Annotated in this window: 17 protein-coding genes; 2 read left to right on the top strand and 15 right to left on the bottom strand. The window is 41.0% G+C overall.

Annotation, left to right across the window (positions count from 1 at the left end; all coding sequences use genetic code 11):
- Positions 1-187 precede the first annotated feature (187 nt).
- From D8852_RS04365 to D8852_RS04340, 6 genes are all read right to left on the bottom strand, one after another.
- The gene (locus tag D8852_RS04365; RefSeq protein ID WP_125425464.1) at positions 188-1612 is read right to left on the bottom strand and encodes an NADP-dependent glyceraldehyde-3-phosphate dehydrogenase; all 1425 of its coding nucleotides are present in this window, start codon (positions 1610-1612) and stop codon (positions 188-190) included.
- A gap of 195 nt (positions 1613-1807) precedes the next feature.
- Positions 1808-4093, bottom strand: a complete 2286-nt coding sequence (pulA, locus tag D8852_RS04360; RefSeq protein ID WP_125425462.1) for a type I pullulanase — start codon at positions 4091-4093, stop codon at positions 1808-1810.
- Positions 4094-4231: 138 nt separating this feature from the next.
- Positions 4232-6190, bottom strand: coding sequence for an NAD-dependent DNA ligase LigA (gene ligA, locus D8852_RS04355; RefSeq protein ID WP_125425460.1), 1959 nt, complete (start codon positions 6188-6190; stop codon positions 4232-4234).
- A gap of 90 nt (positions 6191-6280) precedes the next feature.
- Positions 6281-7459: an MFS transporter gene (locus D8852_RS04350; RefSeq protein WP_125425458.1), complete on the bottom strand. Its 1179-nt coding sequence runs from the start codon at positions 7457-7459 to the stop codon at positions 6281-6283.
- Between the two features lie 80 nt (positions 7460-7539).
- Positions 7540-8403, bottom strand: coding sequence for an XRE/MutR family transcriptional regulator (locus tag D8852_RS04345; protein ID WP_185755581.1), 864 nt, complete (start codon positions 8401-8403; stop codon positions 7540-7542).
- Positions 8404-8405: 2 nt separating this feature from the next.
- The gene (locus D8852_RS04340) at positions 8406-10307 is read right to left on the bottom strand and encodes an ABC-F family ATP-binding cassette domain-containing protein (protein WP_125425454.1); all 1902 of its coding nucleotides are present in this window, start codon (positions 10305-10307) and stop codon (positions 8406-8408) included.
- A 155-nt stretch (positions 10308-10462) separates the two neighbouring features.
- Here D8852_RS04340 and D8852_RS04335 point away from each other — a divergent pair, with 155 nt between their 5' ends.
- Together D8852_RS04335 and D8852_RS04330 are read left to right on the top strand one after the other, a co-directional pair.
- Positions 10463-12181, top strand: a complete 1719-nt coding sequence (locus tag D8852_RS04335; protein ID WP_125425452.1) for a phospho-sugar mutase — start codon at positions 10463-10465, stop codon at positions 12179-12181.
- A 110-nt stretch (positions 12182-12291) separates the two neighbouring features.
- Positions 12292-12639: a PedC/BrcD family bacteriocin maturation disulfide isomerase gene (locus tag D8852_RS04330; protein WP_084947992.1), complete on the top strand. Its 348-nt coding sequence runs from the start codon at positions 12292-12294 to the stop codon at positions 12637-12639.
- Between the two features lie 37 nt (positions 12640-12676).
- Here D8852_RS04330 and D8852_RS04325 read toward each other — a convergent pair whose 3' ends face one another.
- From D8852_RS04325 to D8852_RS04285, 9 genes are all read right to left on the bottom strand, one after another.
- Positions 12677-13450: a potassium channel family protein gene (locus D8852_RS04325; protein WP_125425450.1), complete on the bottom strand. Its 774-nt coding sequence runs from the start codon at positions 13448-13450 to the stop codon at positions 12677-12679.
- An 87-nt stretch (positions 13451-13537) separates the two neighbouring features.
- Positions 13538-14347 carry an MBL fold metallo-hydrolase gene (locus D8852_RS04320; protein ID WP_125394417.1) on the bottom strand — a complete coding sequence of 270 codons (810 nt, stop codon included), beginning with the start codon at positions 14345-14347 and terminating at the stop codon, positions 13538-13540.
- A 1-nt stretch (position 14348) separates the two neighbouring features.
- A complete protein-coding gene (gene vicK, locus D8852_RS04315) occupies positions 14349-15698 on the bottom strand; it encodes a cell wall metabolism sensor histidine kinase VicK (protein WP_125425448.1) in 1350 nt (449 codons plus the stop codon).
- On the bottom strand, positions 15691-16398 hold the full coding sequence (gene yycF, locus D8852_RS04310) for a response regulator YycF (protein WP_125425446.1): 708 nt from the start codon (positions 16396-16398) through the stop codon (positions 15691-15693). Before yycF ends, vicK begins: the two co-directional genes overlap by 8 nt.
- A gap of 56 nt (positions 16399-16454) precedes the next feature.
- A complete protein-coding gene (gene mutY, locus D8852_RS04305; RefSeq protein ID WP_125425444.1) occupies positions 16455-17633 on the bottom strand; it encodes an A/G-specific adenine glycosylase in 1179 nt (392 codons plus the stop codon).
- A gap of 86 nt (positions 17634-17719) precedes the next feature.
- Complete coding sequence (gene pta, locus D8852_RS04300; RefSeq protein ID WP_000451594.1) at positions 17720-18694, bottom strand: phosphate acetyltransferase; 975 nt, start codon at positions 18692-18694, stop codon at positions 17720-17722.
- Positions 18695-18736: 42 nt separating this feature from the next.
- On the bottom strand, positions 18737-19633 hold the full coding sequence (locus D8852_RS04295) for an RluA family pseudouridine synthase (protein WP_125425442.1): 897 nt from the start codon (positions 19631-19633) through the stop codon (positions 18737-18739).
- Positions 19630-20448: an NAD kinase gene (locus D8852_RS04290; RefSeq protein WP_125425440.1), complete on the bottom strand. Its 819-nt coding sequence runs from the start codon at positions 20446-20448 to the stop codon at positions 19630-19632. The genes D8852_RS04295 and D8852_RS04290 overlap by 4 nt, the downstream gene beginning before the upstream one ends.
- A complete protein-coding gene (locus D8852_RS04285) occupies positions 20432-21103 on the bottom strand; it encodes a GTP pyrophosphokinase (protein ID WP_061416815.1) in 672 nt (223 codons plus the stop codon). Before D8852_RS04285 ends, D8852_RS04290 begins: the two co-directional genes overlap by 17 nt.
- Between the last annotated feature and the right edge of the window lie 95 nt (positions 21104-21198).

Raw genomic sequence — 21198 nt, 5'->3', positions numbered from 1 at the left:
GTTATATTTTTATGAAAGCCTTCAAAAAATTATCTTAACCTTGTATGAAGCTTTCATTTGTTTCACAAAAAGAACAATTTGCATACATTTTCTTATTATGATAGCAAAACATTCGGTATTTTTCAATTTTTAACTGAATTTTTTAGTAAAAATAAAAATCAGGAAGAACATTTCCTGATTATATAATTTATTTCACATCAAAAACAATGGATTTGACATTTGTCATTGCTTCAATGCTGTATTTAATCCCTTGCACACCAGCACCAGATCCTTTGACTCCAAGGAATGGGAAATTATCTGGCCCACGTTGTGTTTTATTATTAATGTGAACAGTGCCGACTTCAAGTTTTTCAGCGATTTCAAACGCTTTTTTAAAATCATTTGTGAACACGGATGATTGAAGACCGAACTCAGATTCATTGGCAATTGCTACCGCTTCATTTGCATCGGAAACACGGATAATTGGCAGAACAGGACCAAACGGTTCTTCCCATGCTAATTTCATATCTCTTGTGACATAATCAAAAAGTCCCGGCCAAATGAGATTGCCCTCACGTTTGATTGGACTGAGCGCTTTGGCACCCTTATCTTGCGCATCCTGAATCAATCCCCAGATAAAATCAGCTGAAGCATTGTCAATAACAGGTGTGATATCAGCATTGTCAAATGGGTCACCAACTGTTAGCTTAGCAACTTCTGCCTGAAGTAATTCAGCCAATTTATCCGCTACACTTTCCACAACCAAGACACGCTTGATAGCTGTACAACGTTGCCCCGAATAACTAAAGGCTCCACCGACGATTTGTTTAGCTGCGTGTTCCAAGTCTGCATCTTCGAGAACGATAGCTGCATCTTTCCCACCAAGTTCAAGCATGATAGGACGCATTCCAGCTAAACGACCGATTCGCTCACCGATTGGCGTTGAACCCGTAAAGTTGATAAAGTTAACTTCTTTGTGCTCAATGATATAGTCACCAATTTCAGAACCTCGTCCAGTTATCGTATTAAATACTCCTGCTGGAATACCTGCCTCATCAAAAGCCTTGGCTAATAACAGACCTGAGATAGATCCTTGTGTTGGCGGTTTAAACATGACGACATTTCCTGCAATCAAAGCTGGAGCAATCTTAGATCCAGAAAGGTTAACTGGATAGTTAAATGGCGCGATAGCTAAAACGACACCAACTGGCTCACGACGGACAACGGCTAGTTTGTTTTTACTTGCAGCTTCAAAACCGCCACCTTCCATTGCTTGTCCAGTGATACGGAGACCTTCCTCAGCAGCAAAACGGATCAAATCTGCTGTACGAACTACTTCTCCAATGGCTGCTTTAATCCCTTTTGCAATCTCTTTGGCAAGAATTGTACCAATTTTTTCTTTATCACGTTCCAAAATATCTGCTGTCTTATGTAAATAGGCCGCCCGTTCTACGGGTGCCAAATCACGCCAAGCAGATAGCGCTGCTCGACCTGCTTTCATCACTTCATCAACATCCGCCTGACTCATGGCTGGTACAGTACCAAGTTTTTCCTGATTAATCGGAGAGTAGATTGTGATTTCATTCTCTGATGATTTCCAATTTCCGTTTACTAAATTCTGATAGTTTGTCAAATCCGCTTCCTCCTGAAAATGATTAAAACTAATTTTATCAAATTTTCAGAAAATTACAACCCTTTTTGTGAAAATATTGAGATTTTTTTCACAAACTTGATTCTTCAAATAATTTGACACTTAATTCTACTCTTCATTGAAAACTTATAAATAACAAAAAGGATTAGACAATCTAACCCTTTTTAGTTTATGAATTTAAGAGAGTACTTTTAGCACTGCGACACTAGTATCATCAATGACATTTTCTTGTTTCGAACGACTATTTGTCACAAGCATTTCAAGATTTCCTGCATTTTCAAAGTAGAAGGAAGCTCCCTTGGCATTGAATACGACCAATAGATGTTCTGGTCCCCCGTGAATCTCGTAAACGATCCATCCGCTATTTTCTGCAGCAGTATGGACAAAGACATGACGGTAAACTTCTTCGTATGTAGGATAAGAAAAGGCGCTAGTCTGTGTTTTCAGTCGAATAATCTGACGGACAAAGTCAATGCTCTCTTGTCTTTCATTGATCAAATCCCAGTTGACTTGGTTAACACTGTCAGGAGCGTTGTAACTATTCATAGCACGTTCTCGGTCTGCAGGAGTTAGTTCTCCATGTTCACCGGTTGGAACCAACTTAGTTCGACCAAACTCTTGGCCAATTTCCATAAAGGACATCCCTTGCATAAGAATGCTCATCGCTGTTGCTGTCTCTACTTGCCGCATAATCTTATCTGAACTATGATCTGGATGGAGAGTTTCTAACAAATCATGCAAGTTGTAATTATCATGGGCTTCCACGTAGTTAAGGACTTGGTTTGGACTAAGATAGGAACCCAATTCTCGGCTACCAAGAATGGCCTTGGCAATGATTGGTTCGGTGGCTGCGCCACTTACAAATCCTGACTTGATTGCACCATAAACTTCTCCTCCTTTGACCGCATCACGCTGATCATCATTGAAGAATCCGATATTTGGCATCTGGTAGGCATTGTCCTTCTTGGCCTTGTCATAAGGAGCAAGACCTGTTCCCATATCCCAGCCTTCTCCATAGGTGATAATACGGGGATCAATCTCATCTAGCGCCCAGCGAATCGCTTGCATGCTTTTGACATCATGAATACCCATTAAGTCGAAACGGAAACCATCAATATTGTATTCTTTCACCCAGTATAGGAGGGAGTCAATCATGTACTTACGGAACATCTCGTGTTCACTTGCAGTTTCATTTCCTACACCTGTACCATTTTGGAAGGTTCCATCTGGGTTCATTCGATAGTAATAATCGGGAACAGTTGTCTGGAATGGCGCATCAAGCGTTGAGAAGGTATGGTTATAAACCACGTCCATGATAACACCAATTCCTGCATCATGATAGGCCTGAACCATAGTTTTCAGATCACGAATGACCTGCCCTGGATCATCTGGATTACTAGAAAAACTTGGTTCTGGTGCATTGTAGTTTTGAGGGTCATAACCCCAGTTATAGGTTACATTTCCATCCTCATCGTATTCCTTATGGCGATCAAAGATAGGCTGAAGTTGAACATAGTTGCAGCCAAGGTCTTTAATATAGTCAAAGGCGGTTGCTTGGCCGAATTGGTTAGTCGTTCCAGTCTGCGCAGCACCAAGAAAGGTTCCACGGAGATGCTTTGCCACTCCAGATGTTGGAGATTTGGTTAGATCTCGGATATGCATTTCACAGATAACTGCTTTACATGGATTTTCCAAACGCCAAGGAGCTTCTGTTCCATGTTTGACCTCAAATCCTTCTACTTTTCTGTCTTGATGAGAAAGAATTACGGAACGTTTTCCGTCAGGACTTGTGGCAATCGTGTAAGGATCTCTCGTCAAAGTCTGGTGGTGAGGAAAGTCAATCTGATACTGATAAGCCTTGCCAGCAAGATTCTCATCTAAATCTAGACTCCAAACCCCAATAGTATTGTACTTATGGCTATATGAATAGCTATTCCCACGCTCTAGATTAAAGGTTTTCCAAATCGGAGCATCGTTGCTGGTATTTTCATAGACAACCACCTGTACAGATGTAGCCGTAGGAGCCCAAAGTTTAAAGCTTGTCTGATAATCTGAAAGGCTATAACCTAGTTCTCCTTGGTAACCCCAGTGGTGATCAAAACTAGCGCTATGGATTGCTTTATCAAAAGCAAATGGATTTTGATCTTTGTAGTAAGGACTAGCAATGGCTGGGTTTTCAGAATAATAAACCGTCTCGTCGCCCTCTAAAATCCAAACTTCAGTCAGAAGCGGATAGTAGTTATAACGCACGAGATATTCCTTAACTTTCCCATCAATTTCAACTGAGAATTTTAGGTTTTCTAACTTTTCTTGACTTGTAACTGTGAAGGAGAACTTTGCGCCAAAAAAGTCATTCTCATAATACAATTTTTCAACATTGTCCGCCTGTTTTCTACTAAATGAACAGGCTGCATAATCCCCATTTTTTCGATGAAAATGGATGACTACAGGGTAATTAAACATTTCTTTTCCTAATTTCTAATTTTAATTTAATTTTTTATGTGGTGCTGATAGATTCAGCGATTTAATTTCTGACTCAAGATAGACTCAATCCATGTCAAAACACTTCAGACTATCTAACACCTAGTTTTCAACTATTCTTTACAAACTTTCCAACCAGGCTTCATCTCGAACTTCGATACCAAGTTCTTGTGCTTTTTGGAGCTTACTTCCTGCATCCGCTCCTGCTACGACTAGATCTGTTTTCTTGGATACACTGCCTGTGACTTTGGCACCAAGACTTTCGAGTTTGCTTTTTGCTTCTGAGCGTTTGAGACGTTCCAATTTCCCCGTGAGTACAACGGTCAAACCTGACAAGGCCGCATCTGCTACTACTGTCTGTCCTTTGTAGTCCAGATTGACTCCAGCTTCTTTCAACTCATCTAAGAGAATCTTCGATCCTTCTGTAGCAAAATAAGTCTGAAGACTTTGAGCAATCACACTACCTAAGCTCTCGATACTTGCTACTTCCTCTGGGTCTGCTTGGGCTAGATTTTCAATAGAGTGGAAATGTTGGAGCAAGAGTTGGCTAGCCTTGCTTCCGACATGGCGAATTCCCAAACCGAATAAAAGCTTTTCAGCAGAGTTTTCCTTGGATGCTTGAATGGCCTGATACAGTTTAGAAGCAGACTTTTCCTTGACGCCTTCTAAAAGGAGGAAATCGTCTTCTTTCAAACGGTAAATATCCGCCACATCCTTGACTAAATTGGCAGCAAAAAGCTTTTCGACGATAGATGGACCAAGCCCTGTAATATTCATGGCATCTCGAGAGGCAAAGTGAATCAAACCTTCCATGATTTGAGCAGGACAGCGAGGATTGATACAACGAAGAGCCACCTCATCTTCAAAATGAAGCAAGTGACTGTCACAACTTGGACAATTTGATGGAATATCTAGTTTTTCTTCAGAAACACGCTTGGACTCTACTACACGCAAAACAGCAGGGATGATATCTCCAGCCTTATAGACGATAACCGTATCATCTTTGCGGATATCTTTTTCAGCAATATAATCTACGTTGTGGAGAGTTGCACGGCTAACAGTTGTCCCAGCAAGCTGAACTGGTGTCAGATTGGCAGATGGGGTCACAACACCCGTACGACCAACTGTCCAATCAACTGATAAGAGTTGAGCTTCTTTTTCTTCAGCAGGAAATTTATAGGCGACTGCCCACTTAGGCGCTTTAACGGTAAAACCGAGTTCTTCCTGACCTGCTAAATCATTAACCTTAATCACCACCCCATCAATATCATAGGGAAGATTGTCTCGTTCCTGTCCTACTTCTTGGATAAAATTCCAGATTTCATCTATGTTTTCAGCCAGAATTCGATTAGGATTGACCACAAAACCTAGTTGTTCTAGGTGCTTCAAAACCTTTTCTTGGCTATCACGAGTTGACGGACTAGCTTCTTGATAGAGAAAAGTCGCAAGATTGCGCTTAGCAACTACTGCTGTATCCAGCTGACGCAAAGTTCCAGCCGCCGCATTACGAGGATTGGCAAATTCAGGCTCTCCATTTTCTTGGCGAGCTTGGTTGACCTGATCAAAAGAAGCGCGTGGCATGTAACACTCCCCACGAACGGTAATATCAAGTTTTTCTGGCAATGTTAAGGGAATATCCTTGACACGCTTGAGGTTTTCGGTGATATTTTCTCCAATAGAACCATCACCACGTGTCCCCCCAACAACCAAAACCCCTTTCTCATAGGTAAGAGAAATCGACAAACCATCGATTTTCAATTCACAGATATAGGTAGGATGAGGTAACTCTTTGCGAACACGCGCATCAAAAGCTTCTAACTCTTCACGTGAAAAAGCATCCTGCAAACTATAAAGAGGATACTGATGACTGTATTTTTCAAAACCATCTAAAACCTTACCACCAACGCGATGGGTCGGACTGTCCGCTAAAACTTGATCTGGATAGGCAGCTTCCAACTCGACCAACTCTCGGTAGAGGCGATCATACTCACTATCTGAAACCGAGGGATTATCGCTCGTATAGTACTCGGTTGCATAGCGGTTGAGTAAGGCAACTAACTCATTCATTCTTTCATTCATAAAACCATTTTACCACAAATCAAGCCCTCCTCACAATAGAGAAGGACTGAAAAATGATTCGTAGTGAAATATTTTCTAAAGATAGTGAAGTTATGAGTCTTTTTCAAAATGACTTCGCACATAAAAGAGGGATAAACAAGACAGGATGACAACCCCGCTTCCAATTATCAGGAAAGAAGAGAGATGAACACTTGGCAGCACTGTCATAAAGCCTTTTGCAATCGGCATAAATAGAATGGCTAAGGTAAAAATTGTGCTTAGGACTCTTCCCAAGTATTCCCCCTCAACCTTGGTTTGCACCTGAGTAAAAAAGTGAATATTAAAAATCGTCATAAACAGTTCACAAACTAAATTTCCAGAAAAGGAAAGAAAAGTTGGAAGTGGTAACCCCATCATAAAAACTCCAACTCCGGTCAAAACCAATAGAATCAAAAGATTATAAACACTTGCCTTTATTTTACTAGCTAGAAGAGCTCCCACAATGGAACCAATAGCGCCCATAGTTAAAATAGTTGCATAAGCTCCTTCTACCCCGTAAAGCCGATTTGAAAAAGGGAGGAGAAATTCAAAAGCTGCAAAAAAGAAATTAACGCTGGAAGCTACCAGCAAAAGGAAGAAAATTTCCTTCTGGTGCCAAATATAGTGTAGTCCAGCCTTCATATCAGCAAAAATATTTTTCCAACTGAAAGTCTTTTTCTCTTGTTCCTGAGTCTCTTTTTTGGGGAGAAAAGCTACTAATGTAAATGCGATGAAAAAACTAATGGCATCTAAAACAAGCGTCATATGGAGACTAGCAAATTGTAAAACGATGAAAGAAAGTACAGGGGAGCTAACGCCTACAACCTGCAAAACGAGCTCTAAGCGAGCATTATAGGTCACAATCTCGTCTTTTTCTACAACCTCAGTTATAATAGCTTTGTTGGCTGTACGAGAAAATGCAAAGGCAACCGCCTGAACAATATTGGCAAAGATCAGAGCAGCAATCATCAAGCTATCATTTCTGATGAAAGAAATAGCCAAACAAAGAATGCCACAAATCAAGTCCGTCGTCATCAAAATTTTGCGACGCGAAAAGCGGTCTGAAATCACTCCGCCAAAGGGATTGACCAGAATCGATGTGACGAGTTCAGAAATCTGATAAATCCCAAGAACAGTCTGTCCTATCGTCCCCATTGATGCTAACCAAACACTGTTTCCATAATCATAGAGCATATTTCCTATCTTATTAATAGCACCACGACTAATCAACTGGATTGCATGTTGATTCATATAAAAAGCTCCTCTCAAATTTTGAAACTATTGTATCAAAACTGAAAGGAGTCTCTTTATTTTTCCCTTATTTGGGAAATTTAAGGATTTACAAATTTTTCATAATGTTCCTGATAGTAAGCCACTTGCTCTGGAAGTCCAAGTACTTCAAAAATATGCATGGCTTCCCGCATCTGACTACAACCCTCTTCTTTCAGGTCCCTCTGGTAGAGGGCGAAACCTTTGAGATAATGGAAGATATTGCGCTCATAAAGCTTGATACCATTTCCAATCAACTTCTCCACATAGCCCTCAAAATAGTCCGCGTCCATAAAGGACTGGTTTTCCAAACAATGCTGGTAACAGTTAAGAGCTAAAATCAAAACAAGTTTTCGATGCCGACCAATTTCTTTGTAGTAGTCTTCTCGCTCCATGACTTCTCTGCCAATCCGAGCTACATAGTCCACATTGTAGAAAGTATAGAGATTCCCGAAAAGAATCAACTCATACATAGTCCATTCTTCTGTTTGGAAAAGATAATCCGCCACCTTATCCAAATCACTCTGTTCCATACTGTAACTAGTATCTCTTTGACAAATAAGGCCTTGTAGCAGAATCCAATTCAGCTCAAAATAGAGGGGATTAGTCGAACTCTTCGCTTTCTCAAGTTGTTCCTTTTGAAGCTTTTGAAAACCTGCAATATCATTTGAGTAATAAAGCGGAATAATCTGTGCCATCAAGGCAACATGTTCATGGTTTTGAAAATCCCTAGCCTTGTCCATGAAATTTTCAATAGTCACATGAATATTGTCCAAAATCTCAAAGAAACGGGAAACTGCTAGATCAGACTCCCCAAGCTCGAAGCGAGATAACTGAGAGGTTGAACATGATTCACCTGCCGCCTCTTTCAAGGAGTACTTGCCACTTGTTCGAAATTCACGAAATACCTTTCCAAGATGTTCCATCTTTACACCTGCTCCGATAATTCTTCCCATTCAAGCATAGCTTCTTCCTGACGATGACTGATTTTGTCCAGTTCAGCCTGCAATTCCATGAGTTTTTCGGCATTGTTGGTTTCCAACATTTGTTCAGAGATGGCTTGACCTTGGTTTTCTAACGTTTCGATTTCAGCCTCCAAACTCTCGATTTGACGCATGAGCTTGCGGGCTTCTTTTTGGCTTTCTTTCTGAGCCTGGTAGTCATTGACTGGGCTCGGTTCTTTTGCTTGATTGTTAGTTGAAGCTTCCTCAGTTTGAATCATTTCTACTTCTGCTTTCTTATCAACATAGTAGTCATAATCTCCAAGATAGAGGGTCGAACCATTCTCAGACAATTCCAAAACATGAGTGGCTACACGGTTGATAAAGTAACGATCATGACTGACAAACAGCAGGGTCCCGTCAAAGTCAATCAGGGCATTTTCTAACACTTCCTTGCTATCAATATCCAAGTGGTTGGTCGGCTCGTCAAGGATCAGGAAGTTATTATTTTCCATAGACAATTTAGCCAATAGCAAACGAGCTTTCTCGCCACCAGATAACATTCCTACTGATTTTTTAACATCATCTCCTGTGAAAAGGAAGGCACCAAGGCGGTTGCGGATCTCAACTTCTGGAGTCAGTTTAAAATCATTCCAGAGTTCATCAAGTACCGTATTACTTGCGGTCAACTTACTTTGAGTCTGATCATAGTAGCCAACCTCAACATTGGCACCAAATCGCTTTTCTCCCCTGATAAAAGGAATCTGGTCTACTATCGACTTGATAAAGGTTGATTTGCCAATACCATTTGGTCCGACAATCGCAACAGCGTTCATCTTACGAAGGTCTAGGTTGATAGGTTCTGACAATATTTCCCCATCATAGCCAATGGCTGCATTTTCAACAGTCAAAACGACATTTCCCGACGTTTTTTCAGACTGGAAGGTCATATTGGCTGATTTCTTGCCAGCTTCAGGCTTGTCTAAGCGATCCATTTTTTCCAGTTGTTTGCGTCGAGATTGAGCACGCTTGGTCGTTGAAGCTCGCACTAGATTGCGATTGACAAAGTCTTCTAGAGCCGCGATTGCCTTTTGTTGCTTTTCATAGTTTTTTGCCTCAGTAGCTAGCTTTTGCTCCTTCAACTCGACAAAGCGAGAGTAATTACCTACATAACGATCCAAAGAATGCTTGGTCAAATCCAGTGTAACCGTCGCAACCTTGTCCAAAAAGTAACGGTCGTGACTGACAATAATGAGTGCACCGCTATAGTTCACCAAGTAATTTTCCAGCCAGGCAATGGTTTCGATATCCAGGTGGTTGGTCGGCTCGTCCAAGACCAAGAGATTGGGCTTTTCAAGGAGCATTTTAGCCAGTGCGAGACGAGTATTTTGACCACCTGAGAGCTCGGCAATTTTCGTCTGCCACATAGATTCGTCAAACTTGAAACCGTTCAAGATAGCTCGGATATCAGCTTCATAAGTAAAGCCACCAGCCTGACGGAAATTCTCTGATAAACGATCATAATCCGCCATCAGTTTATCCAAATCTTCACCGGACTTTTCACCCATCTCTAATTCCATCTGACGAAGTTGCTTTTCAGTCCGACGTAGGTCATCAAAGACATGGAGCATTTCTTCATAAATGGTATTTTCAGACTCAAAACGGCTATCTTGTGCTAGGTAAGACAGAGAGATATCTTTTTTCTTATTGATTTCTCCACTAGTTGGCTCCTCTTCTCCAACCAAAATCTTCAAAAGAGTAGATTTACCTGCTCCATTTCTCCCAACGAGGGCAATTCTGTCTCGTTCATCTACTTGCAGATTGATATTATCAAAAAGGACTTCACCTGCAAAAGAACGTTCAATTTTATTAGCTTGTAAAATAATCATATAGGTAGTATAGCATGTTTCCCTAAGGGGTTCAAGACTGTAGAATCCATTTCATTTCAAGCTTTTTCAGAAAGTTATGCTAACGTTTTACTAAAATGATAAATCGTGATATAATGAAAGCGATTAAAAGAATTTACAAAAAAAGGAGATCCTCTATGACTTACCAAGAAAATTATCAAAAATGGTTAGATTTTGCTGACCTTCCTGACTACCTTCGTCAAGATTTGGAAAATATGGATGAAAAAACAAAGGAAGATGCCTTCTATACAAATCTTGAATTTGGTACTGCCGGTATGCGTGGCTTAATCGGTGCTGGTACAAATCGTATCAATATCTATGTTGTCCGTCAGGCAACTGAAGGTTTGGCTCGTTTGATTGAGTCAAAAGGTGGAAATGAAAAAGAGCGCGGTGTGGCAATTGCCTACGATAGCCGTCACTTCTCACCAGAATTTGCCTTTGAATCTGCTGCAGTTCTTGCAAAACATGGTATCAAATCTTACGTATTTGAAAGTCTTCGTCCAACTCCGGAACTTTCATTTGCAGTTCGTCATCTCAACTGTTTCGCAGGTATTATGATCACTGCCAGCCACAACCCTGCACCATTTAACGGATACAAGGTTTACGGTGAAGACGGTGGACAAATGCCTCCACACGACGCGGACGCTTTGACTACTTATATCCGTGCAATCGAAAATCCATTTGCAGTTGAAGTTGCCGATGTAGAAGCGGAAAAAGCTTCTGGCTTGATTGAAGTCATCGGCGAAGCTGTCGATGTAGAGTACCTTAAAGAAGTCAAGGACGTTAACATCAACCCAGCCTTGATTGAAGAATTTGGTAAAGACATGAAGATTGTCTACACTCCACTTCATGGTACTGGTGAAATGTTGGCTCGTCGTGCTCTTGCCCAAGCAGGATTTGACTCTGTTCAAGTCGTCGAAGCTCAAGCAACAGCTGACCCAGACTTCTCAACTGTTAAGTCTCCTAACCCAGAAAGCCAAGCAGCATTCGCCCTTGCCGAAGAACTTGGACGCAAAGTTGGTGCTGATGTACTTGTTGCAACTGACCCAGACGCTGACCGTGTCGGTGTTGAAGTTCTTCAAAAAGATGGCAGCTACCTCAACCTCTCAGGTAACCAAATCGGTGCCATCATGGCTAAGTACATCTTGGAAGCCCACAAAAACGCTGGTACTCTACCTGCAAATGCAGCCCTCTGCAAGTCAATCGTATCAACTGACTTGGTCACTAAGATTGCTGAAAGCTACGGCGCAACCATGTTCAACGTTTTGACAGGTTTCAAATTTATCGCTGAAAAAATCCAAGAATTCGAAGAAAAACACAATCACACTTACATGATGGGATTTGAAGAAAGCTTCGGTTACTTGATTAAACCATTCGTACGTGATAAAGACGCTATCCAAGCCGTTCTTGTCGTTGCTGAGCTTGCTGCTTACTACCGTTCACGTGGTTTGACATTGGCTGACGGTATCGAAGAAATTTACAAAGAATATGGCTACTACGCTGAAAAGACCATCTCTGTTACTCTTTCAGGTGTCGATGGTGCAGAACAAATCAAGGCTATCATGGCTAAGTTCCGTAACAATGCTCCAAAAGAATGGAACGCAACAGCTATCACTGTTGTAGAAGACTTCAAAGCACAAACTTCTACTACTGCTGATGGTATTGTAACTGCCTTAACAACTCCTCCAAGTGATGTTTTGAAATACACTCTTGCGGATGGTTCTTGGATCGCTGTTCGCCCTTCAGGTACAGAACCAAAAATCAAGTTCTACATTGCTGTTGTGGGTCAAAGCAACGAAGATTCTCAAGCTAAGATTGCCAACATCGAAGCGGAAATCAATGCCTTTGTAAAATAAGCAAGATAAAAGATGAGATAAATCGATCTCATCTTTTTTTCATATCAAATCCGAGCAATTTTAGAAACTTTGTGGCATACTAGTTTTATCAAAAAAAGAGAGGTATTCTTATGAATCAGTTTTTAGAAGATATTAAAGACCTTGAAGTGACTACTGTTGCCCGTGCCCAAGAAGCACTCGATAATAAAGAAACAGCGACCTTCTTCATCGGTCGCAAAACTTGTCCTTACTGTCGTAAATTTGCTGGCACATTGGCAGGTGTCCTAGCTGAAACTAAAGCACACATCTACTTCATCAACAGTGAAGAACCAAGCCAACTCAATGAGTTGCAAGAATTCCGTTCACGTTATGGAATTCCAACTGTACCAGGCTTTGTCCACGTTGCAGATGGTCAAATCAATGTCCGTTGCGACTCTTCCATGTCAGCTCAAGAAATAAAAGAATTTGCAGGATTGTAAAAAAGCCACTCATTGAGTAATTTTTGTATGGTCGAAATTACGTTTTTTCAAGTAAGTCTTGTATCATTCTATGCAGTTCTTCAATCTTCTCAGATTGTTTCTCTAGTAAGATTCTTTGACTGAGTATTTCATCTTGAAGTTTATCAAGTTTTATTTGTTCATCCGGATTATCCTTTACAAAAAAGTTCGTCAAGGCGCTCGTTAACATCCCTATTGTTCCAATGCCGACAAGCATCAGTAAAACAGCTAACCATTTACCAAAAATCGAAGCAGGAATAATATCCCCGTATCCCACAGTCGTTACCGTTACAAGCGCCCACCAAAGACTATCTGAGAAGGATTTTTCTTCAACAACGGACAAAATCGAACTTCCTACCAATACAATAAAGGAATTAAGATAAAAAATATAAAGTAAGCCATTTGTTCGTAAGAGTTTGCTAACCTTCTTTTCCAGTTTGCCAGTCAATCCAACAATTCTTAAAAGACGAGTTAGTTTGAGTAATTTTGTCAGTCTTGCTAGTCGGAAGATACGCCCTAATCGAAATACTGTAAAAATAGCATTCAATGGAAGAATAGCTAGCAAATCAAAGATATTTTCAAGGATAAACTGCCATTTTCCTTTACTTGCAAAGAACCGCCAGCAATAATCCACCACGAAAACAAACCAAATCAATAAATCAATAATACTGTATGGAGGACTGTCTAAATCAATCATTTCAGCGAATCCTAGCAAGACAAGAACAACGGATATCAATGCAAGTATGATAATCGTTGTATCATAGTAATCCTTTAGCAACCATTTTCTCTTCACGATGATACTCCTATATTTTTTTTAATCATTATACCACATTAAATCCCTGATAAAATACAGAATAAAAGAAGGCACTTGCCTTCTTTTTTATATATCTGTCAGTGGAGTTGCGGTGTCTGGGGAAGTGTCGTAAACCTTAAAGTCTACTCCTACACCCAAATCAGCTTGGGCTAGCTGATTGACCATGGTCATATGAGCCAGTTCTTTGATATTGTTCTCCTTAGACAAATGTCCAAGGTAGATTTTCTTAGTCCGATTTCCCATTGCACGAATCATGGCCTCAGCACCGTCTTCGTTAGAGAGGTGACCAAGATCAGATAGGATTCGCTGTTTGAGTCGCCAAGCATAAGAACCTGCTCGCAGGATCTCCACATCGTGGTTGGACTCGATGAGGTAACCGTCAGCATTCTCGACAATTCCTGCCATACGGTCACTAACATAACCTGTATCGGTCAGCATGACAAAGCTCTTGTCGTCTTTCATAAAGCGATAGAACTGCGGTGCGACTGCATCATGGCTAACACCAAAACTTTCAATGTCGATATCACCAAAGGTTTTGGTTTTGCCCATCTCAAAAATGTGCTTCTGGGATGAATCAACCTTACCGAGGTACTTGCTATTTTCCATAGCTTGCCAAGTCTTTTCATTGGCGTAAAGATCCATACCATATTTGCGAGCCAAGACACCGACTCCATGAATATGGTCTGAATGCTCATGCGTAATCAAAATCGCATCCAAATCTTCAGGCTTGCGATTAATTTCGCTCAAGAGGCTGGTAATTTTCTTACCAGACAAGCCTGCATCCACTAAAATTTTCTTTTTTGGCGTTTCCAGATAAAAGGAATTTCCACTGGAACCTGATGCTAAAATACTGTATTTAAAGCCTATTTCACTCATTCTAGTCTTCTACTTCATCCTCCCAGTCTTCTTCTTTTACGGCATCCTTATCATAAGGGAGCACGATGGTAAAGGTTGACCCCTTACCGTATTCACTTTTGGCCCAAATAAAGCCATTGTGTTGTTTGATGATTTCCTTTGCGATGGCTAGACCTAGACCAGTTCCACCTTGAGCACGACTTCTTGCGCGATCCACACGGTAGAAGCGGTCAAAAATCTTCGGCAAATCTTGCTTTGGAATACCTAGACCTTGGTCTTTGATGGATAAAATCATCTGATCATCAGTGGTTTTCATGCTGACAGTAATTTTCCCACCATCTGGTGAGTACTTGATGGCATTGTTGAGAATATTATCAATCACCTGGGTCATCTTATCAGTATCGATCTCGATCCAAACAGAATTGATAGGATAATCTCTAACCAGCTCATATTTTTTCTCTTCATCCTGGCTTCTCATCTTATCAAAGCGGTTGAGGATAAAGGTGATGAAGGCTGTAAAATTAATCAATTCCACATCCAACTGAGTGGTCGCATTATCAATACGAGAGAGATGCAAGAGATCTGTCACCATCCGCATCATACGGTTGGTTTCATCAAGCGAAACCTTAATAAAATCAGGAGCAACAGGATCATACAAGGCTCCCTCGTCTAAGGCTTCAAGATAAGATTTAACACTGGTCAAAGGAGTCCTCAACTCATGGCTAACATTGGACACGAAGAGTCTCCGTTCACGCTCTTCCTTCTCCTGTTCAGTCGTATCGTGCAAAACGGCAACCAAACCAGAGATGAATCCAGACTCACGACGAATGAGTGCAAAACGCACACGAAGGCTAAGATATTCTCCATTAGCATTTTGGGAATCAATCATCAATTCGGGAATCTGTGTAATGAGGTCACGCAGTTCATACTCTTCCTCTATCTTAAGCAATTCTAGAATGCTTTTGTTCAATGCTTCTTCTTTTATGATACCCAGCTGTTTCTTAGCCATATCGTTAATCATAGTAATCTGACCACGGCGATTGGTCGCAAGAACTCCATCTGTCATATAAGAAAGAATACTGTTAAGCCTTTTTGTTTCTTGCTCCAAATTCTCCTGCGTTAAACGAATGACCTCAGACAAATCATTGAGATTATTGGTGATGTTGGTAATTTCAGAACTTCCCTGCATATCCAAAACTCGAGAATAATCCCCTGCAATCAAATCCTTGACCTTTTGATTAATCTGCTTTAGACGAATATTATCACGGCGATTTTCTAGCAATAGCAAGGTGACCACCAAGATAAAGCCCAGCAAAATCAAAATAAAGATAAAATCACTGGTCAGAATCGTTTGTCTAATATCTTCAATCATTATTTCTCATATAGTAACCCACACCACGACGTGTTAGGATGTATTCTGGACGGCTTGGAGTGTCTTCAATTTTTTCACGTAAACGTCGGATAGTCACATCCACTGTACGAACATCACCAAAATAATCATAGCCCCAGACAGTCTCAAGCAAGTGTTCACGAGTAATGACTTGTCCAATATGGGAAGCCAAGTGGTACAAGAGCTCAAACTCGCGGTGGGTCAATTCCAGTTCCTCACCATATTTTTTGGCTACGTAAGCGTCCGGCAGAATTTCCAAATCGCCAATCTGTAGGGGTTGGGATTTCTTTTCATCAGTTTCTTGACTATCCACTGAAGCGAGATCTGTACGACGGAGTAAAGCCTTGACACGCGCCTGCAACTCACGGTTTGAGAAAGGCTTTGTAACATAATCATCTGCACCTAACTCTAAACCAATAACCTTGTCAAACTCGCTATCCTTAGCTGATAGCATGATAATCGGCACGCTACTAGTCTTACGAATAGCTTTAGCAACTTCTAAACCATCAATTTCAGGTAGCATCAAGTCGAGGATAATAATATCTGGTTGCTCTGCTTCAAATAGCTCGATTGCCTCACGACCATTGAAAGCTGTAACGACTTCATAACCTTCCTTGGCCATATTAAACTTAATAATATCTGAGATTGGTTTCTCATCATCTACAATTAATATTTTTTTCATTTTATCACCTTTTCTCTATCTATTATAACAAAAAAATGCAAAGAAGGCACAAATGGCTACTGTAAGCCTTCATCTTCAAGAGCTGTTTTATAAGCCTGCCAAATTTTTTGTTGAGGTTTCGCAAGTGGATAATCAGAAAACTCCTGAGGAGAAACCCAGCGAATTTCTCTGTCCGAAAACTGTTTTGTTTCCGTCACTTGACCAGCGAGGATTTGAATATGCCATTTCCGATGACTAAATACATGCTTGACCTGGTCAAATACTTGCTGGGACCAATTCACTTCTAAATCATAATCTTGCTCAAAACTTTCTTGGGGTGTTGGACCGAAAGTAACGCTTTTTTCAGCGACCTGAGCAAATAGATTCAGTTGTTCCTCTTCCTGTGAAAACTCCTCTACTTCTATCAAGGGGAAATGCCAAAAACCAGCTAGCAGTTTCTCACTTTCGTTTTTCTCAAGTAGATATTGACCTTGAGCATTGCGCACAACCAAAGCCTTGAGATAGATTGGAAGAGGTTTTTTCTTGGGTTCTTTAATCGGATAAATATCCATGGTCCCATTCTGATAGGCTGCACTAAAGTCCTTAACAGGGCTTTCTTCTGGTCTAGGATTAACTGGCGCCTCTATGTCAGAACCCAAATCCATCAAAGCTTGGTTAAAGTCACCCGGCCGTTCTGGATCAATCAAGATTTCCATCATAGCTTGGAAGATCTTTCGATTGCTAGGAACTCCGATATCATGATTGACCTCAAACAAGCGAGACAAAACTCGCATGACATTGCCATCAACTGCGGGCTCGGGTAAATTAAAAGCGATACTGGAAATTGCTCCCGCAGTATAAGGACCAATCCCTTTCAGACTGGAAATTCCTTCATAGGTGTTTGGAAATTGACCACCAAAGTTAGCCATAATCTGCTGGGCCGCAGCCTGCATATTGCGCACTCGAGAATAATAACCCAACCCCTCCCATGCTTTCAACAAACGTTCTTCAGGCGCATTAGCCAAACTTTCCACAGTTGGAAACCAGTCCAAAAATCGTTCATAGTAGGGAATAACTGTGTCTACTCTAGTCTGTTGGAGCATAATTTCAGAAACCCAGATATGATAAGGATTTTTACTTCTACGCCATGGCAAATCCCGTTTGTTTTCATCGTACCAGTTGAGGAGTTTCTCGCGGAAAGAGGAAATCTTCTCCTCTGGCCACATATCAACACCGTATTCTTTCAAATCTAACATATATCTAGTATAACATAGAAGCTCCTAACTGTCCTTTTCTTAGCGCTAAAAAAGCCTCTTCTACGAGAGGAAGAGACTCCATTTCTTTATTGATTGATCGCCTGAGCTGCTGTGATGAGAGTCAATTTGTAAACATCATCTGGGTTACATCCACGTGATAGATCGTTGACTGGTTTATTCAATCCTTGTAAAACGGGACCGACAGCCGCAAAACCACCTAGACGTTCAGCTATCTTATAACCAATATTACCTGCTTCGATACCTGGGAAAATGAAGACATTTGCTTGACCTGCCACATTGCTTCCTGGAGCTTTTAGGGCTGCTGTTTCTGGGACAAAGGCTGCGTCAAATTGCAATTCTCCATCAATCTCAAGGTCAGGACGTAAGTCATGTGCCAGTTTAGTTGCTTCAACCACCTTATCAACACTATCACCAAAACCAGAGCCTTTTGTAGAATAACTCAACATAGCGATTTTGGGTTCAATTCCAAACATTTTTGCAGTAATCGCTGAGTTGATAGCAATTTCAGCCAAAGCTTCCGCATCTGGATTGATGTTGAGGGCACAGTCACCAAACAAGTAACGTTCTGTACCACGTACCATAAGAAAGGCACCTGATGTCCGTGTAACATTTGGTCGTGTTTTAATAATCTGAAGAGCTGGACGAACAGTTGCAGCGGTTGAATGAGTGGCACCCGATACCATTCCATCTACCAAGCCCATATAGACAAGCATAACACCAAAGTAGTTAACATCTTTTAGCAAGACCTGGCGCGCTTCTTCTTCTGACATTTTTCCTTTACGACGTTCTACAAGTGCAACCACCATATCTTCAAATTGAGGATAGTGTTGGGGATCAATCACTTCATAACCATCCATGATCCCTTCGATTTCAAGATAAATTTTAATTTTTGCAGGATTTCCAAGTAAAACAGGAACAACTTCTGTTTCTTTTACCAAACGTTTTGTCGCTTGAAGGATACGAGGCTCTTCCCCTTCAGGTAGAACAATACGAGCATTTTTGCCAACTAAACTGGCTTTGAGACTTTCAAAAACTTCCATGAGTTTCTCCTTTAAGATAATTAATTATACTCAAAATAGATTTTAAAGAGTATTAGTTGATAACTGAATAATAAGATTGTTAAAATCATCTGGCAAAGGGCTCTCCAGCTCCAGCTGACGCCCTAAGAAGGGATGATAAAATGATAAGGAATGGCAATGCAGGGCCTGGCGTTGAATGCCATCTTCTAGGCTACCACCATAGAGATCATCTCCCAACAAGGGGAAGCCAATATGAGAAAAATGCACTCGGATCTGATGAGTTCGACCAGTATGCAGGCGAATATCGACTAGGTGAATATTTCCATAAGACGCTACAACTTTATAAGATGTATGAGCGTATTTCCCACCTTTTGCGACTCGTCTCGTGATAATGGAGTCCACATCACGCGCAATCGGGGCAATAATTTCCCCTTCAGGATCCAAAACACCAGCTCCTTTAACCAGTGCAAAATACCTTTTTTCGATAGACTTTCGTTGCAGTTGCTTGTCTAAACGTGCATGAGCATAGCCGTGCTTGGCAAAGAGCATCAAACCAGATGTATCTCTATCAAGCCTGGTCACGATGTGAACCTGCTGGTTTTCATATTCCCGCTTGACATAGTAACCCTTGATAAAATTGGCAATGGTATTAGAATGATTAACACTAGGAATAGAGGCTACTCCATAAGGCTTATTCAAAACCAGAAAATGGTCATCCTCATACAAGATATCTAGTGGTCGATCAATAGCTTCAAGGCTCTCAAACCCTTCCTCTGCTGGAATATCAATGGTAACCCTGTCTCCAACATCTAAGAGATAAGTTGCATTTTGAGGTTGGTCGTTGACCAAAGTAGCCCCGCCTCGAAACTTTATCTTAGCCAAAAGTCCTTTAGAAACCTCGTGTTTCTTAAGAAAGGTTTTGATTTTGACATGTTCATCTGCGATAAATTCAAACCTCATTCGTCCACCTCGCCGATGAAGGCATCTTTGACGCGACTCCAGAAACTAGTATGACTTGGTGTCGCTACGAAGTGAATCTTGTGATGGTCGATTTGATACTCAATCCGTTCTATATTTCGGAAAGAATAGATACTATTGTCAACCGATAGCGTGTGGTAGTCATTACGAGTCGGTAAAAGCTCAATTTTATCTTTCTTCGGAACGATGATTGAAGAACCTAGGGTTCGATAAACTCGGTTGTTGAGACTCGCAATTTCAGTCAGTTGCAAAGCCTCAATAGTAGGATGCAAGACAGCTCCCCCCAAGGACTTGTTATAGGCAGTGCTTCCAGTCGGCGTTGAAACAGTTACTCCATCTCCTCGAAAGCGTTCAAATGGAACATGGTTAATGATGATATCCGCAACCATGGTGCGATCCGATCGACGGATGCTGGCCTCGTTTAATGCACGGAAGGTCTTAACTTCTCCGTTTTCAAGTGTCACCTTGACATTCAAAACAGGATAGGAAACCTTGGCACCAGTATCTAGTTGGAGATTGGTAACCAACTGGTCCAGCTCAAAGTCGCGGTAATCCGTGTAAAATCCCAAGTGTCCTGTATGTACGCCAATAAATCGAACTTTATCTAACTGATTCTCGTACTTGTGAAAGGCAGACAAAAGCATCCCATCCCCACCAATTGATATGACGATGTCAGGATTGGTGTCGTTGAGTATAAAATGATGTTTTTTCAACTGATTTTTCAGCTCATACAAAACCTTTTGACTCTGCGGTTTTCTATTTGCAATCAGATCAATTCGTTTACCTGTATTCTTCATCTGTATCGTCACTATTTCCTACACCGTCGTTTAGTTTTCTACTCAAAGGATCAAAGAGAGCCTGTGCTTCCTGAATATCATCACGAATTTTCCCCATTTCCTCATCTAGTTGATGAGCAATTTTGGCAGTAATTTCCAGCCTTTTTTTGATTTCCTCTGGGAAATCCCCCTGATACTTATAATTGAGCGAATGCTCAATCGTAGCCCAAAAATTCATGGCTAAAGTCCGGATTTGAATTTCAGCCAGAATCGTCTTAACACCACTGATGGTGTCAACTGTATACTCTACCACCACATGATAGGAGCGATAACCCGAAGCCTTACGATGAGTGATGTAATCTCGTTCCTGAACGACTCTCATATCATGGCGTTTGCGTAAAATCGCAACAACTTCCTGAACATCATCGACGAACTGCACCATGACACGTAAGCCCGCAATATCCTGCAAGTCATGTTCCAAAGTATCGTAGCCAATCCCTCTGCGATTCATTTTTTCCTTAATACTTTCAATCGGTTTTACACGGCCCGTTACAAACTCAATCGGAGAATGCTTGTTTTGTTTACGATATTGTTTGCGAATCCCACGAAGTTTAATCTTCAATTCACCAACAGCTTGAATGTAAGGATCTAAAAATTCTTCCCATTCTATGGTCATATTTTCTCCCTTTTGGTATGTGATTGTGTTGTTGAAAATTTTTGATTTTTTCACTACAATCATATACAATAAATACATTGTCCATTATACCATAA

Source organism: Streptococcus mitis (assembly GCF_003942695.1).
GTDB classification, from domain to species: Bacteria; Bacillota; Bacilli; order Lactobacillales; family Streptococcaceae; genus Streptococcus; species Streptococcus mitis_BD.
This window is presented reverse-complemented; position numbering and strand designations above follow the sequence as displayed.